The 15,614-nt window shown below is 57.7% G+C and carries 13 protein-coding genes; 3 read left to right on the top strand and 10 right to left on the bottom strand.

Annotated elements, in window-relative coordinates; all coding sequences use genetic code 11:
* Positions 1-95: 95 nt before the first annotated feature.
* From AC3EMP_RS19065 to AC3EMP_RS19035, 7 genes are all read right to left on the bottom strand, one after another.
* A complete protein-coding gene (locus tag AC3EMP_RS19065; protein ID WP_023669207.1) occupies positions 96-899 on the bottom strand; it encodes an MIP/aquaporin family protein in 804 nt (267 codons plus the stop codon).
* Positions 900-992: 93 nt separating this feature from the next.
* On the bottom strand, positions 993-2,399 hold the full coding sequence (gene fumC, locus AC3EMP_RS19060; RefSeq protein ID WP_352713204.1) for a class II fumarate hydratase: 1,407 nt from the start codon (positions 2,397-2,399) through the stop codon (positions 993-995).
* A 53-nt stretch (positions 2,400-2,452) separates the two neighbouring features.
* Positions 2,453-3,415, bottom strand: a complete 963-nt coding sequence (locus tag AC3EMP_RS19055) for an enoyl-CoA hydratase/isomerase family protein (RefSeq protein ID WP_352713207.1) — start codon at positions 3,413-3,415, stop codon at positions 2,453-2,455.
* A 292-nt stretch (positions 3,416-3,707) separates the two neighbouring features.
* On the bottom strand, positions 3,708-4,376 hold the full coding sequence (locus tag AC3EMP_RS19050) for a response regulator transcription factor (RefSeq protein WP_023669210.1): 669 nt from the start codon (positions 4,374-4,376) through the stop codon (positions 3,708-3,710).
* Positions 4,377-4,418: 42 nt separating this feature from the next.
* On the bottom strand, positions 4,419-4,793 hold the full coding sequence (locus AC3EMP_RS19045) for a response regulator (protein ID WP_023669211.1): 375 nt from the start codon (positions 4,791-4,793) through the stop codon (positions 4,419-4,421).
* Entirely contained in the window at positions 4,790-7,228 is a 2,439-nt protein-coding gene (locus tag AC3EMP_RS19040) for a PAS domain-containing protein (protein WP_156940629.1), read from the bottom strand. The genes AC3EMP_RS19045 and AC3EMP_RS19040 overlap by 4 nt, the downstream gene beginning before the upstream one ends.
* Positions 7,225-7,377 (bottom strand): hypothetical protein, encoded by a 153-nt coding sequence (locus AC3EMP_RS19035; RefSeq protein ID WP_023669213.1) that lies wholly within the window; start codon positions 7,375-7,377, stop codon positions 7,225-7,227. The genes AC3EMP_RS19040 and AC3EMP_RS19035 overlap by 4 nt, the downstream gene beginning before the upstream one ends.
* Before the next feature lie 433 nt (positions 7,378-7,810).
* Here AC3EMP_RS19035 and AC3EMP_RS19030 point away from each other — a divergent pair, with 433 nt between their 5' ends.
* The 3 genes from AC3EMP_RS19030 (at position 7,811) to AC3EMP_RS19020 (ending at position 9,397) form a co-directional block, all read left to right on the top strand.
* Entirely contained in the window at positions 7,811-8,407 is a 597-nt protein-coding gene (locus AC3EMP_RS19030; RefSeq protein ID WP_023669214.1) for a redoxin domain-containing protein, read from the top strand.
* Between the two features lie 108 nt (positions 8,408-8,515).
* Entirely contained in the window at positions 8,516-8,881 is a 366-nt protein-coding gene (locus AC3EMP_RS19025) for a nuclear transport factor 2 family protein (protein ID WP_352713294.1), read from the top strand.
* A 114-nt stretch (positions 8,882-8,995) separates the two neighbouring features.
* On the top strand, positions 8,996-9,397 hold the full coding sequence (locus AC3EMP_RS19020) for a DNA-3-methyladenine glycosylase (protein WP_352713214.1): 402 nt from the start codon (positions 8,996-8,998) through the stop codon (positions 9,395-9,397).
* Positions 9,398-9,788: 391 nt separating this feature from the next.
* Here AC3EMP_RS19020 and AC3EMP_RS19015 read toward each other — a convergent pair whose 3' ends face one another.
* The 3 genes from AC3EMP_RS19015 to AC3EMP_RS19005 form a co-directional block, all read right to left on the bottom strand.
* Positions 9,789-10,154, bottom strand: coding sequence for a response regulator transcription factor (locus AC3EMP_RS19015; RefSeq protein WP_023669218.1), 366 nt, complete (start codon positions 10,152-10,154; stop codon positions 9,789-9,791).
* A gap of 42 nt (positions 10,155-10,196) precedes the next feature.
* The gene (locus AC3EMP_RS19010) at positions 10,197-12,968 is read right to left on the bottom strand and encodes a PAS domain-containing protein (RefSeq protein WP_023698553.1); all 2,772 of its coding nucleotides are present in this window, start codon (positions 12,966-12,968) and stop codon (positions 10,197-10,199) included.
* A gap of 1,110 nt (positions 12,969-14,078) precedes the next feature.
* Positions 14,079-15,377, bottom strand: a complete 1,299-nt coding sequence (locus AC3EMP_RS19005) for an epoxide hydrolase family protein (RefSeq protein ID WP_352713217.1) — start codon at positions 15,375-15,377, stop codon at positions 14,079-14,081.
* Between the last annotated feature and the right edge of the window lie 237 nt (positions 15,378-15,614).

Genomic DNA, 15,614 nt, shown 5'->3' with positions numbered 1-15,614 from the left:
CAGCGTGAGCACGTCAAGGGACCCAGATCTGCTCAAAGACCCTACGGGTTATGACATCCTATCCTCGACGGATGGCGCGAAGGTCCGCCGAATGCTCAGGCCTCACCCCGCGGCGTTCCCATTGCTGCCTGGGCTTCCTGAGCCGTGGCCGGGCCGCGGAGCACGTTGGCTACCAGAACGGCAACAATTGTGCCGGTCACCGGTCCCAAAACATAGACCCACCAGGTGGACAGATCGCCGCGGGCCAGGTCGGGACCGAAGGCGCGGGCGGGATTCATCGCGCCTCCTTCGTACGGGCCGCCCAACGTCCCGAGCGACATCACGTAAGCACCCACCGCAATGGGGATGAACTGGCCATTAAGCTTAGGGCCATTTGCCATCGAAAGCACCATCAAAACCATGCCAAACGTAAGGATGGCCTCGAAGAAAACCGCCTGCATGGCCTGCCCAGCTTGCGGGACGGTGGCTGCCAGGTTGCCTTCAATGCCAAAAAACGAGCGGGCAAGAAATGATCCGGCTGCGGCCGCGACTAACTGCACAACGACATAGGCCGCGCACATTGGCCAACCCATGTCGCCGCGCAATGCAAAGGCAAATGTCATGACAGGATTGAAGTGCGAACTGATATCACCGAGGAAATAGATGGCCACGACCAGCCAAAGCGCGGAAATCGCCGATAGGATAAATGCAGCGATGATGGGCTCAACCTTTATTCCGCCGTACAGTACGAGGATGGCAGCGCCAGCCGACAATACGAAGGTCAATCCTGCCGTGCCGATGAACTCGGACAGCAGGCGCCGAAATCGATGCTCGGAACTTTTCCAGTTGGCGTTGAATCGAGGTTGACCAATCTGCAACGCGAGTGCCGCCTCGCCGAACACGACAGGGGGGATGCTCATGGGTCCTCCTAGAAATCCTGGGTTGAAGTGATGACTGCCTCTGCCGAGGCCGGCAGCGGATCCGAATCCCGCGTCTGACGAACTGACGCGATCCTAGGCGCAGGTTGCGACGAAAGGTTTGACCATTTTCTCCGGGTCAACCACTCGGTCGAACAACGCTTCGGAAACGAAGCCGAGCTTCAGCGCGGCCGCCTTGAGCGTCATATCGTTGTCCATCGCATAGTGCGCGATCTTCGAAGCCTTATCATAGCCGACAACAGGCGAGAGCGCGGTCACGAGCATCAGCGACTCGCTCACATATTGGGCGATCTTGTCCTTGTTGGGCTGCGTGCCCTCGACCAGAAACTTGCGGAAATTCGTGCAACTGTCGGCCATGATCGTGATCGAATGAATGATGTTGTGGATGATCAGGGGCTTGTAGACGTTCATCTCGAGGTAGCCGCTCGCTCCGCCAAATCCGACCGCGACGTCATTGGCCATCACTTGCACAGCCACCATGGTTAGTGCTTCGGCCTGGGTGGGATTCACCTTGCCTGGCATGATGGACGAGCCCGGCTCGTTCGCCGGTATTATGAGTTCGGCGAAGCCGGCCCGCGGTCCGCACGACATGAGACGGACGTCGTTGCCGATCTTGTACAGGGAAATTGCCAGCGTGCGCATCGTGCCAGAAAACTGCACAAGCGCATCGTGAGCGCCCTGAACGGCGAACTTGTTCGGCGCCGTTACGAAGGGAAGCCCGGTCAGCCTCGCGATTTCCGCTGCGGCCGCTTCTGCGAAACCTGGTGCCGAATTGATCCCGGTGCCCACCGCGGTACCGCCAAGGGCGAGGCGATAGACGCCATCCAGCGAAGTCTCGAGCCGATCCAGATCGTCGGCGAGCATTTCGGCATATCCCGACCATTCCTGGCCCAAGGTCAGCGGCGTCGCATCCTGCATGTGGGTGCGGCCGATCTTGACGATGTCCTTCCATTCCTCCGATTTGCAGCGGAGAGCTTCGTAGAGCTGCTTGACCGCCGGCATCAGTCGCTGTTTGGCATTGCTCGCCGTAGCGATGTACATCGCGGAAGGGAATGAATCGTTCGACGACTGCGCCATGTTGACATGGTCGTTCGGATGTACCGGTGTCTTGCTGCCAAGGACCGTCCCGACCAGCTGGCAGCACCGGTTAGAAATCACTTCATTGACATTCATATTGAACTGGGTGCCGCTACCCGTCATCCAGACATGCAGGGGAAACATGTCTTGATGTCGCCCGGCAAGGATCTCGTCACATGTCTGGACGACCAGTCGATGGACCTGATCATCGAGTCGCCCACCAGTGTAGTTTGCATTGGCAGCGCCTTTCTTAAGGACGGCATAAGCCGCGATCATCTCGCGAGGGATCAAATCCTTCCCTATGGAAAAGTACTCGAGAGACCTTTGCGTTTGGGCTCCCCAGAGCCTATCGGCTGGCACATCCACCTCGCCCAGACTATCAGTCTCCTTGCGCATTTGAATCATGATCAGTCCTTTTCACACGCCTCACGTCGCTCCATCGAATTCCACGTTGCAAATTACTCCTGATACTTGGCGGTATATTGCTCCAGGTTCTTCTCGACATCCCCAGGCTGCTGCAGCCCTTCATCGACAAGGACCTTCACACGCGCCTGAGCCGCAGGTCGTTGTACAGAAGTGATGAATGCGTCCCAGCCCGGCTGCATTTCGGAGTCCGGGGGCAAACTGGCCTGGTTGATCAGGTTCTTGGTGTCGGCAATCGCCTGCCCATCGAACGAAGCAATGCGCGTCGCCAAGGCGTCGACAAAACCGTCCAATTCTGAATCGGGCAGCGCCCGGTTCACATAGCCGTAACGCTCGGCAAGTTCGCCATCAAAGCCCTCGGCACCGATTAACATTTCTATAGCGCGGCCGCGGCCGACCAACCGAGGCAGTCGCGCCATAGGGCCGCCCCCAGGGACGAAGCCGGCGCCAACTTCAAACTGCGACACGACCGCCTTTTCCCGACTTGCAAAGCGCATGTCTGCCGCTAGCGCAAGCTCGCTCCCGATGCCACTCGCCCGTCCGCGAATTGAAACAATCGTCACCGCCCTCAGGCGGCTGAGGCGCACCATGATATCCGGCACGGGATGCATGCCCGTTGGCCCCGGCTTCATACCGCTGGAGTCCTTAAGAGGACTCAAAAGGTCGTAATGAGCGATGAAATAGTCCGGCACCGCGCTGTCAAACACCACGACCTTGACCCTCGGATCCGCTTCGATCTGGCCCACAATTTTTGCAAGCTCGCGGACTTCGGACGGGCCAACTATATTGAGCGGCGGATTATCGAAAGTGACTTCCCAGTAGGCCTCACTCTTCCGCGTCAGGCGGATCTTCGCCGTCTTCGTAGTTGGCGTCGTTGCAAGCAGCGTGCTATAATCACTGGATTGCTTTGAATTCTGCCCGAACACACTAATTGAGAAGCATAACAATGCAATAATGGCAAACAGTATCACTGGTTTTCTAGGTTTAGAGTTGTCCATTGCTATCTCCACCTCATTGGTCGTCGAGATCGACACCGTTGAAAGAGATTAACTTTCGACACCGATACATATTTAACAATGCCAAACACCATCTCTCTCGAAAATACTGACGAACACCCCCCTGCCTCGCCAGCCGGTCTGCCAACAATTCCACATTACTTCGAAACTATGGATATAGGTGCAGGAACATTGTCGCCAAAGCGATAGGACGATGGTGTCGCCAATACCTTGGCATTGATGAGACTTCTCACCGCGATGGCGATTGCACGATAGTTCGCGCGCGGAGAAACCTCTACTCAGTGATGCGCAGTCGGGCCGCCATGTTCACCAATTCGGCCAGCGAGCGGGCCTGCATCTTCCGCATAGCCTGGCCACGGTGTGCCTTGACTGTGATTTCGCTGATGCCAAGCTCAAAGCCGACCTGCTTGTTCAAGAGACCACGCACGACCAGCGTCATAACCTCTTGCTCGCGTCGGCTGAGCGATACATAACGATCCCTAAGGACGTGCAACTCAGAGTCCAGAGCAAGTGCGGTCTTACTTCTTTCGAGTGCCAGCTTGATCGCACCCAAAAGTTCCTCGTCGTTGAATGGTTTGGTGAGAAACTCGGCAGCCCCAGCTTTCATCGCTTTTACCGTCATCGGTACGTCGCCATAGCCGGTTATGAAGATGATGGGCATGTCGGTACGGTCGACAGATATGAGCTTCTGCAGGTCGAGCCCACTCAGATCAGGAAGATTCACGTCGAGGATCAGACAGTTCGCAACCAGCGAACGTGACCGCTCGAGGAATGCCTTTGCTGAGGCGAACGTCTCTGGTCGCCAGCCCACAGAGCAGATGAGTAGTTCCAACGATTCGCGTACCGAAACGTCGTCGTCGACAATGAATACGACAGGTGTTTCGTCCGACATGGTTGACGATCTCGCCGCACCGTCTCGTTGAACCGCCAGATAAGAGTACATCGCAAATTATCCTCCTGAGATGGCATTAACAATCTACCAGGTTCAAGGATCACGGAGCGCCGAAATAAGCGCGTCCTGAAGAACCTGATCGCTGAACGGCTTGAACAGACACTCCACTGCACCCTGTTCGATGAGACGCTGGCGGATCGTGCTATCCCTTTGCGCGGTGATATAGATGATCGGGATCATCTTGCTGCGACGTGCCAGCTCGACTTGCAGCTCGGGTCCCGTCATGCCAGGCATGGCAACATCGAGAATGAGGCACTTGGTCTTATCGACGGCATCAGATGCGAGGAACTCCTTCCCTGAAGAGAATGCCTTCACGCTAAAGCCGAACTCCTGCAGCAAATCTGGTAGGGACTCACGTACGGATTGATCGTCATCGACCACCGACACGAGTGCATGCGTAAGCTTCATCTAACCCCCACACTGACCTTTGAGCGTCGCCGACCTCGGACACCCGCGCTTAGAGCCACGTCCCCTGCTGACAACTGGCACTTGGAATACTCGGGTACGGAAAACGTAAACGTAGCCCCCGGGCCGTCATTCGCTGCCGCCCACAGGCGCCCGCAATGGTTATCGATAATGGAGCGGCTGACGGACAAACCTATCCCCATGCCTTCATTCTTGGTTGTGTAGAAAGCCTCGAATACCCGCTCCGGACCATCGGCGCCGAACCCCGTACCTGCATCTTCTACCGAGAGACGCACAGAATCCTCTCCGTCGGGTTCAGTTTTAATCACCAACCGCTTGGGCCGATCTTCGACGCCGCTCATCGCATCCGCAGCATTTCGCAACAGGTTCATAATCACTTGCTGAAGTTGAACACGGTCGCCTGCGACGAGGGGAAGCCCCTCAGGGAATTGGGAGGTCAGAACCACGCGACTTCTCTGAAGGTCGCCCGCCGACAATGCTATTACCTCGCGTGCAGCCTCGTTCAAATCTACCGGCTCGATCGTAGGGGCTTGTTTGCTGAAGAGCGCACGCAGTCGCGCGATCACATCGGCGGCAAGGTTGCCGTCGCGTATCGTGCGACGTGCCGTCACACGTGCGCCGTCAACATTTGGCGGATCGGCGGCCAACATCCGAAGGCAGGTGCTCGCGTTGGTGATGATGCCCGACAGCGGCTGATTGACTTCATGTGCTATCGAGGCGGTCAACGCTCCGAGACTCGTAACCCTGGTGACATGTGCGAGTTCAGACCGAGCCTTGCCAAGGGCTTCTTCCGCCTGCCGGCGCTCTGTGACGTCCTGAACTGCAGTAAGGCATTCCATCCGGCCATCCTGATGACGGATGACCCGGCCGAAAGTGCGGAGATACTTTACCCTGTTGTCCGACATCCGTAGCCGAATCTCGTAGCCCAGATAGCTCTGACCGCTGCGAATCCGGGTCATTTGCGTAGTTAGTGACGGAATGTCGTCCGCGTGGATTCGCCCACTGATGTGGTCGAGCGTCACAGGGACATTCGGGTCAAATTCAAAGATACGATAAAGTTCCTCGGAAAATGCGATCTCGTCTGTGTCCAAGCGCCACGAGAACGCACCAGTTGAACTCAGACGTTGAGCTTCCGAGAGCAAAGTTTCGGTCCGCTTAAGCGCTGCTTCGGTCAGGGAACGCTCGATAGCGATGCTGGCGATCTGCGTTGCGTGCGCAATGAGATCCTGGTGGTGCGGCGATGGGGCCGCTGGCTTTCGTTGGACGATGCAAAAGGTGGCTAACACCCGCCCTTCCCTGGAACAGACCGGCGTACTCCAGACCGATCTGTATCCGTGCTGCAGAACATGGGACCGAACAGGCGACGTATACCAGCGCGGATCGGATTCGATGTCCACCGCTACCACCTGTATCTTTTGAGAAGCCGCTATGCCACATGGCAAAAGCTCACCGCTGACGGGCATCCCCGCAATCGGGTCGCTGTAGGCGGAAGGCAGAGAAGGAGCCACGGCATATTCAAATGTCGAGTTGCTCCAATTGATCAGGTGAACATCACATACGCAATCAGGCGCGGCCCCTTCAATAAATTCGCACAATGCGCTTAGAACATCGCGAAGCAAACTGCCCGATGCGATCATCTCCAGCAGTTGCTTTTCGCCCGCGAGGAACGCTTCCGCCTGCTTTCGACCCTCAATATCATGGCTCATGCCGTACCAGCGGGTCACTTTACCGGCGTCGTCGTGGAGCGGCACGCGACGGGCCATGTGCCAGCGATACGTACCATCGACCGCTCGCACTCGGTATTCATGTTCGAACGGTTCTCCAGCCGTGACACATGCGCGCCATTTGCTCTCTTCAAGTCCGATGTCATCTGGGTGGATTGCGCCTCTCCACCTACCATTCGTCACATCCTCAGCAGAGAGCCCCGTGAACTCGCGTCCCCGCCTGTTGATAGAAATTCGCGAGCCATCCGCGTTATAGGTCGCAACCAGCGCCGGTATGCCGTCGATAGTCCGTTGTAGCTCGCCCTCAGCTTCGATGGCCTTGTCCTCAGCCCGCTTCCGCTCATCGATGTCAGTGTTCGCCCCATACCATTTGACGATGTTGCCAGTCTCATCCCGCAACGGGTTAACGCGGATAAGAAACCACCGATAACTTCCATCAAATCGGCGCAATCGCGCTTCGGTCTCCCCGGCCTTACCCGAGGCTATGATTGTCTGCCATATGGTGATCAGCCCATCCAGGTCGTCAGAATGGACCGCGGCCGTCCAGCCCCAACCCCTCGCCTGCTCAATGGATTGACCCGTGTACTCAAGATAGGGATGGCTTAGAAACTCAATGGGGCCGTCGGGCCGAGCTGACCACGCCATCGCAGGAATGGTATCGATGATGAGTTTAAAATTGTGCTGACTTGTCACGACCACTTCTTCGCTTTTGCACAGTGCTTCTTCTGTTCTGCGGCAATCACGCGAAACGCCTCGTCATCGCCGTTGAAGAAAGCACGGCCATGACGCGCTCCGCCGAGTTCATATCCGGCGAAGGAAGCGGATGCGTCGGTTTTCTCCATGGCCGTTGTCGCCTAACAGAACGGGTCTACGTCGTGGCGGACCATGCCCCCGGACAACACGAACGTCTATTATGCCTTGGTGTCGATTTTGGTGACGGAGATCGAAACGCGCGATGGGAAAAAGCCAACTCAAACGCTTCAAGGCAATGACGGGCAATGTCTGCGACCCGCGATGCATTCACCATCAAGTGGAGCAAACCCTGAACAAGCCGGCGGCCGGCGCCGAACCTTTGGCTTGGCAAGCGGTGCATTGTGCTAAGACTCAGCAACCTCAGCCTTAGCCTAGCGACCTATATTCGATGCTGGAGTAACCATTATTCCATGGTATCGGCGACACCATCGGATAATGGATTTTGATACCTCTTCCGGCTTTTCATTGGTCCGTCCGGCCAAAATGGTTCTCAACCTCCGGGACACTCAGTGAGGCTTTCAGATGCGTTCCGACATCATTCCAGGATCGATTTTTCCGGATTATGAGTTACCGGATCATGGCGCCGTGCGACGAAGGCTTTCCGAATTGCAGGGGGAAGACCCCATGGTCCTGGTTCTCGGCAGAGGTGGGTACTGTCCTAGGGACCGACGGCAGGCGGAAGGGCTTGTTCAGCTCTATCACGAAATGGCGGTGGGTTATTGCCGGCTCGTCACCATCACCACGGATAATCTCCTAGAGACAAACGAGTATCGATTGAGCGCTGGCGCTCATTGGCCTTTTCTTTCCGACTCGCGGCGCGTGATCCAGAAGGACCTCGACATCGCCGAGTACACGGATCCCGCGCACAACCCCATGATCCCTCACGTTATCGTCATGGAACCCGGCCTCATCGTCTCCAAGGTCTACAATGGGTATTGGTTTTTCGGGCGACCCACCGTGGAGGAACTGCGGCAGGACATGCGAGCGGTGACCGTGAAATGCCGACCGGATTGGGACATCACCAGCCCGGAACTCAAGGCTGCGTGGCAGACGGGTCGTAAGGAGCTCTTCTATCCCTATGGAAAGACGCGCGCTCAAACACTTCGCGAAATGAAATGAATTCGAAGATTGTCGGGGCGCGAGAGCGGGCTGGCAAGGTGACGAGCTTTAGTCGCTGTGCGAGGTTAGGCCTTAGGGGGTAAGAAGATCTGATATGGAAGACCGGAGATACGAGCGGCTCTGGATCGCCACTGGGCCGCCTCCGATGCGAACGATCTCGAGGCGGAACATCAGGTTTATCGGGAGGACGCGGTGCTCGATTATCCGCAATCGGGCGAGCGCATTCGCGGATTGCGATGCATTCAGTCGTCCCGCGCCGCGCAGCCGAACAAGAAACGCTTCACGGTGCGGCGCATCATCGGCACGGGCGACCTCTGGGTCACGGAATTTGTCCTGACCTATGACGGGCGGCCGTCCTACGCAGTGAGCATCATGGAGTTTCTCGATGGCAAGGTGGCTCGCGAGACCCAGTATTTCGGCGATCCGTTCGAGCCGGGGCCTTCGCGTGCGGAATGGGTCGAGCGGATTCCCTGAACCCTGGCCGCCATAAAGGATGGTCATCCGCCGCCCACTCGCCCGCCCCCGGAGCTGCCGAACGATACGGCCGCCCTCGCCCGCTATCTCATTGGCAAGTTAGTGGTTCGCGAGTTGCCGGAAGGCGTCGCCAGCGGTCGCATCCTCGAGACCGAAGCCTATGTCATCGGCGACGCCGCCGGCCACGGCTATCGCGGGATGACGCCGCGCAACCGCTCGCTGTTCCTCGAGCGCGGGCATGCCTATGTCTATCTCGCCTACGGCACCTTCTATGCTCAACGTCTCGAACGAGACGCCGGGCACCGGCATCGGCGTCCTGATCACGGCGTTCGAGCCGCTCGAACGCATCGAGATCATCCGGGCAAATGTCGAAGCATTGAGCGCTTGCGCGACTTGGCGCGAGGACCGGGAAGGCTCGCCCAAGCGCTGCGGATTGATCGTTCGCTCGACGGGCTCGATCTTTGCCGGAAGGCCTCGATGACTTGGACGCGATCACCACGGCATCGCATGCGGTAGCCATGAACCCGGTGAAATTGGGCAGAGCAACGCGATCGGCATTTTGAAGGATGCGAGCGCCTGCCGCGATTTTTGTGTCAGGGAGAGTCCGTTCGTCAGCGACCCAGGAGTACGGGGGAAAAGACGGCCGCCCGTGCTTCCCAAAACGAAAAGCCGGCTTGAAATTCCCATGGCCCGAAGGCGAACCCTCTCACTAAATGAAATCCTTGGCTGCACAATGCTTCAGTGCCATCCCGCCGAGTAGGATCGGTCATCGCGAGGCGCAGAACGACATGTCCGCGGCCATTCTCCGCGTCAACTATCATGACGGCGAAGACTTCGCGAAAGTTTCGGAGGTACTTGGGCAGCGGTTAGAGCACGGGTCTGCGACGTCCGCAACATCCTGAACCGGTCAGTGGAGAACAGCGTTGAGAGCATCAAGCAGCGCAGTGTCAGTAAACGGTTTTAGCAGACATTCGACTGTCCCGCTCTGACGCAGACGCTGACAGACCCGGTCATCACCATGTGCTGTGATAAAAACGATCGGAATCTGCCGACCTTGGAGCGCCAGCTCGCGTTGGAGCTCGATGCCGGACATACCAGGCATTGCGATGTCAAGAACCAAACACTTAGTTTGATCGACCCGTTTAGAAGCCAGGAATTCCTCCGCCGAGGAGAATGCCTCGGCCTCATGCCCAAAGACACCGATTAGATCCGGCAGAGACTCGCGAACGGACTCATCATCGTCAACAACAGCGATGTAGGCTCGTGGTATCATTGTGCATTTCCAGAATTATCGCCCAAACTCGGCGGAACGTGTTTAAGAATTGGTGACGGATATTCCCGCAATCAGAGAAGGAACGGAGAAGTAGAATGCGGAGCCAAGGTCATCATTACGTTCGGCCCAAACACGCCCCTGATGATTCTCGATTATGGTTTTGCTAACCGACAAGCCGATGCCCATTCCGTTGCTTTTGGTCGTATAGAACGAGCCGAAGAGCTTCTCGGCTACAGCAGGATCGAAACCGCCGCCCGCGTCCTTGACCGAAACCCTAACATGGCCCGTTCGTTCCAGCTCCGTCGAGACCAACAATTCTCTCGGCCGATCCATTACTTCATCCATCGCTTCGGCGCCATTCAGTATGAAGTTTAGGATTACTTGCTGCAGCTGAACGCGGTCACCCATAACGTGTGGCAGATTTTGGGTAAAATTAACGCGAAGGCTTACATTGCGTTTATGTAATTCGTTCGATGATAGTGCAACTACCTCTTGTGCGGCGGTATTCAGATCTACGACCTCAGAAATCGTGGTTCTTTTGGTGAAGAGGGCCCGTAGCCGAGAGATTACCTCCGATGCGCGCTGAGCATCTCTGATTGTTCTCGTTGCGGTTTCACGAGCTCCGTCGACGTTCGGCGGATCGGCGGTCAGCATGCGCAGGGCCGTACCGGCGTTCGTCATGATGCCGGCCAAAGGCTGATTTAGCTCGTGGGCAATCGATGCTGTAAGCTGACTCATGGTCATCACGCGCGTTAAGTGAGCGAGCGCCGCCTGGGTCTCGCGGAGTTCGTCTTGCGCCTCTTTCCAATCATGCATGTCGACACATACGCCATGCCACTTGAGGATACGCCCTTCTTCATCACGCAGCGGCAGGCCTGTGGTTAGACACCAGCGAAACGAACAGTCGGCAGCGTGGACGAGGCGCGCTTCCACCTGATATGGCGTTCCAGTCTCGATACTCGTGGACCACGCGCGCGCAGTTTGGGCGAGATCATCGGCATGAACGACACTTTTCCAACCGTCGCCCGTGATTTTGCCGGCAGCCAATCCGGTATAGTCGAGCAAACGCGTGTTGCAGTAGTCAATCGCCCCGTCAGGTCTGGCGCTCCATAGCATCTGAGGAATGGTCTCCGTGAGATGACGCAGATTCCATTCGCTGGCGCGCAACCTTTCCTCTGCACGCTTCAATTCCTCGATATCTATCGTAACTCCGAACCACTTGACGGCTCCCGCTCCATCCCGAAGCGGATTTGCCCGAAACAAAAACCAACGGTACTCCCCATCGAAACGACGGAACCGGGCTTGTACTTCACCAGCGCGCCCCGAAACCAACAAGTCCTTCCAAACACCGGCGCTTGCCTCACGATCGTCCGGATGGACCACAGCCGACCAGGGCCAGTCCTGCATCTGATCCCGCCCAATTCCGAGATATTCGAGATAGCCGCTACTGAGAAAATCGGTGCTACCATCGGCACTAGCCGACCAAACGTAGACCGGAATCGTATCGATGATTTGTGCGAGGGTCCGCTCGCTCGCTGCAATAGCTGATTCAGCCTCCTTTCGATCATGGATGTCGATACAACTACCGTACCATCGCAGGATTCGACCGAAGTCGTCATGGAGTGGCAACGCATTGGTCAAGACCCAGCGATAACTGCCGTCGGCAGCATGAAACGTCCGCACTTCGACCTGATAGGGCGCACCATTCTCAATGCAAGCAAGCCACACTTTGCGGGCCCGTTCGACATCGTCGGCGTGTAGCATTTTGGTCCAACCACCGCCGATGATTTCATCGACCGAGAACCCGGTGTAATCCAACAAACGCGCATTGCAGTAGTCAATGGATCCATCCGGCGTAGCGCTCCACAGCATCTGAGGGATGGTTTCGGTTAGCTGACGAAGGTTCCACTCCCCGGCGCGCAACGCTTCCTCGGTCTTTTTGCGATCTTCGATGTCGACGTTGACACCAAACCATTTGACAAGGCCGCCGGCCTCGTCGTGCAGAGGATTTGTGCGAAACAGAAACCAGCGGTACTCCCCGTCGAAGCGCTTGAGCCGAGCCTCCGCTTCGCCCGCCTGACGTGAAGCCAACATTGCATGCCAACTCGCAATCAACCCCTCTAGATCCTCCGGATGAACTGCCTTCACCCAGCCCGCCCCAAGCGCCTCGTCGACCGTAAGCCCAACGTAGTCGAGGTAGTGCTGGTTGAAGAACTCGGCCGAGCCGTCGATCCGGGCCGACCACGCTAGACCGGGAATCGTGTTTAGGAATTGTGCAAGATTACGTTCGTTTGCAGCGAGCGCTTGCTCTGCATGGGCAAAGCGTTTCTGTTCGCTAATTTGTAAAGCCGCCTGCAAGCCGATCGTCGCCTGGGCGGCCGCGACTCTCAGGAGAACTGTCTCGGTGTCGCGCGGGAAATCCTCCCGCCGCGATCCCGTCACCAGCAGCCCGAACTCTCCAAGCACGCCGAGGCGCATAGGCAGGATCGTAAGAACACTGCCGCCAGCCGTAAGTCGTTGCGGCGCCTCGGCGGTCGTCAAGGGCGCGAGCATCGCCCCGAAATTCTCCGATGTGGCCACGCTGCGCGCCCATTGTGACAGCCGCGTTACCTTTAGTGGCGAGTCGTTGCTGGCGCTCTTCAAGTGTAAGTGTGCGAAGTCGAGGTCCAACATGCCGAGGACTAACTCGAGGAATTGACCGGCGATCAGGGATGACTCGCCGCCAACCCAGTCGCTGGACAGCGCCATAACACTGCCCAAGTCCCTGAGACAGCGCTGAAGCCGTTTATTCTCGGCGAGAACATCGGTATACATGATCAGCTTGCGGTTCGGTGCGAGAGCGCTTTGTCGGTACCGCGTTGCAGAAGTCCTTGAAGAAACTCCTGCGTGGTGGCTAAGAACGGATTTTGCTCAACGATATCGAACTGACCGACGCATCGGTCGGCGCCAGCAGCTGTGCGAGGAGTCAACTCGTCAATGCGCTCCGTCGACACCCCGTCGGGATCCCATTGGCAACTAAGGTGACCAGGACCACAAAGACCCGCCATCTGAACCACTCGATGGTCGCGGTCAAAGCGATTCTTTATCCATGGCATGAAAACGCGATACCCTTGGTCCCCGCATTGAAGAATACACAAACACTAGCCACTCGATACAGTTGAGCGCCCTAAAAGCACCATAGGCTACGCTGACGTACCCACGCAACTCCACAAGCACTGGACTTTAATGCGCCAATGCTAACGCTGGCCCCTGCTATTCCGAAAATCCATAGCACCTTGGTATTGGTCTGGGGCGTTTTTTGTCGGTCGACGGGCAAACGCTCGATCAAAAAGGATGCAAAAACGTTCGCGTCCTCTCTCCCACTCTTTAGGAGATGATTTCCTTGAGACGCAGCATTTCCGCTGTTCCCGTTTCAAACGCATCAATCGGAGCCAACGAAATTGCCAAATATGGCAACGTTCGAAAATCCGGCCGAGGAGGCCAAGCACCTTCAGGGATCGATGAGAGATCTTCTCAATCTCACAGCGCTTAGCCTCGCACATTCGCTGGAAGGACCCTTCGGCCAGGCGAGATTTGGCACTGGCGTCGTCCGGGCGCCCGAAGGCTTGTTATACAGTGACCGGCTGTCGGACGTATCGACGTTGGCGACGCAGAGTTCTCGATCGCGACAGTGCACAATGGGGGAGCGAGCATCTCATTTGCCATTCCTTACATCGGGAACAAATCCGCATGAAACCGCTGCATACGCAAAACCCGGCTACCCAGTCACACCTTTAGAGGACAGCGCCGTTGACCAACCATCCGCCGATGACGATTCATCGACGATGACGTCATGAAGCAGAGGCCGCCGCCCCGCCTACAGGACGGCGGGCCGCCGCGCACATCTCCCTTACCTGGGCCCGAGGCAGGTCTGCAGCGCACTGGTCAGGCGCTACGCAACGACCCGAACGCGGCCCGAAGCTCGCTGGCGAAAACCTGCGGCTGTTCCCAGGCCGCGAAATGACCTCCCTTCGGGAGACGGTTGTAGTAGATCAGCTTGGGATACGCCTTCTCGGTCCAGCTCCGCGGCGCCGTGTAGATCTCGTCTGGAAACGCACTCACGGCGGTGGGCAGGGGTACGCCTTTCGGCGCGAAGAAGGCGAGCTTGCTTTCCCAGTAAAGGCGCGCCGATGAGACCGCGGTGTTGGTCAGCCAGTAGAGTGCGATGTTGTCGACGACGTCTTCCTTGGACAGACCCTCGGACTTTCCGTCGAAGACGCGGGCAATCAGGTCATAGCTGCGTGCATCGTGGTCGAGCATCCAGGCTGCCAGCCCGATAGGTGAATCGGCCAGCGCGTACAGCGTCTGTGGCCGGTTCGCCATCTCTTGGGCGTAGGCCAGCCCATGCTTCCAAAAGAAGTCAAGCTGATCCCAGGCATAGCGTTCGTCGGCCGATAACCCCGACGGCGCGAGGCCACCCGCAGCAAGCGCACTCGATACTTCATCGGGCAAGGTGGCCGGCATATTCGTGTGGATGCCGACAAGACCCGGCGGCGTCTGCAAGGCCATCTGCTCGGTGACGGCATTTCCCCAATCGCCGCCCTGCGCCACATATCGCGTGTACCCTAGGCGCGTCATTAGTTGGCCCCAGGCTCGCGCGACCCGGATTGGGTCCCAGCCCGCCGCCGTCGGCTTCCCCGAGAAGCCGTGACCCGGCAGCGAAGGGATGACCACGTCGAAGGCGTCGGCGGCGCTGCCCCCGTGGGCCGTCGGATCGGTCAGGGGGCCGATGATCTTCAGCTGCTCGATGATCGAGCCGGGCCACCCATGGGTAACGACGATCGGCAATGCGTTGGTATGCTTGGAGCGGACGTGGATGAAGTGGATGTCCAGCCCGTCGATTTCGGTAACGAATTGCGGCAGCCCGTTCAGATAGGCCTCGCATTTGCGCCAGTCGTATTCGGTCTCCCAATAATGCGTAAGCGCCTGCATCGTCGCGAGCCGAACGCCTTGGGTGGTGTCGTTCACCGTCTCGCGCTCGGGCCAACGCGTGGCTTTGAGACGCCGCTTGAGGTCGACGAGATCGGCGTCCGCAACATGGATACGGAACGGGCGGATGGCGGCAGATCCGCCACTCGTCGAAATCGTCCCGGCGACACCCGCCGAGGCAATCATTGCAATAGCCCCTGCGGCGGATGCTACGAGAACTTCCCGGCGCGTGGACATTGAAGATAATGGTGACATCTGTACCTCCTCATAATTTGGCGAAAGCTGCTCGCGTCGAGCCAGCATCAACCCATGAGGCCAGTAAGTGCCGGTCGGCTCTATTGGACGTTGGTATCGCCGATACCTTGGTATGCTCCCGCGTCAAGCGCATCTCACCGCACCCCGAGGCTCCGCCACGTGACCTCTGGACTGATGCCTGAGGCGCTTGCGGCACGACAGCGCCAAGGGCGGGCGCATCCACGCCGTCCTCGTCGG

The organism is Mesorhizobium sp. P160219, assembly GCF_057786095.1.
Note: the sequence above shows the minus strand (reverse complement) of the source record. Positions and strands in the feature narration are given on the sequence as shown.

What these genes read in the sequence shown, in the direction of transcription:
- AC3EMP_RS19065 (WP_023669207.1), bottom strand. Translation starts at nt 899, where the DNA reads ATGAGCATCCCCCCTGTCGTGTTCGGCGAGGCGGCACTCGCGTTGCAG.
- fumC (WP_352713204.1), bottom strand. Translation starts at nt 2,399, where the DNA reads ATGATTCAAATGCGCAAGGAGACTGATAGTCTGGGCGAGGTGGATGTG.
- AC3EMP_RS19055 (WP_352713207.1), bottom strand. Translation starts at nt 3,415, where the DNA reads ATGGACAACTCTAAACCTAGAAAACCAGTGATACTGTTTGCCATTATT.
- AC3EMP_RS19050 (WP_023669210.1), bottom strand. Translation starts at nt 4,376, where the DNA reads ATGTACTCTTATCTGGCGGTTCAACGAGACGGTGCGGCGAGATCGTCA.
- AC3EMP_RS19045 (WP_023669211.1), bottom strand. Translation starts at nt 4,793, where the DNA reads ATGAAGCTTACGCATGCACTCGTGTCGGTGGTCGATGACGATCAATCC.
- AC3EMP_RS19035 (WP_023669213.1), bottom strand. Translation starts at nt 7,377, where the DNA reads ATGGAGAAAACCGACGCATCCGCTTCCTTCGCCGGATATGAACTCGGC.
- AC3EMP_RS19030 (WP_023669214.1), top strand. Translation starts at nt 7,811, where the DNA reads ATGCGTTCCGACATCATTCCAGGATCGATTTTTCCGGATTATGAGTTA.
- AC3EMP_RS19015 (WP_023669218.1), bottom strand. Translation starts at nt 10,154, where the DNA reads ATGATACCACGAGCCTACATCGCTGTTGTTGACGATGATGAGTCCGTT.
- AC3EMP_RS19010 (WP_023698553.1), bottom strand. Translation starts at nt 12,968, where the DNA reads ATGTATACCGATGTTCTCGCCGAGAATAAACGGCTTCAGCGCTGTCTC.
- AC3EMP_RS19005 (WP_352713217.1), bottom strand. Translation starts at nt 15,377, where the DNA reads ATGTCACCATTATCTTCAATGTCCACGCGCCGGGAAGTTCTCGTAGCA.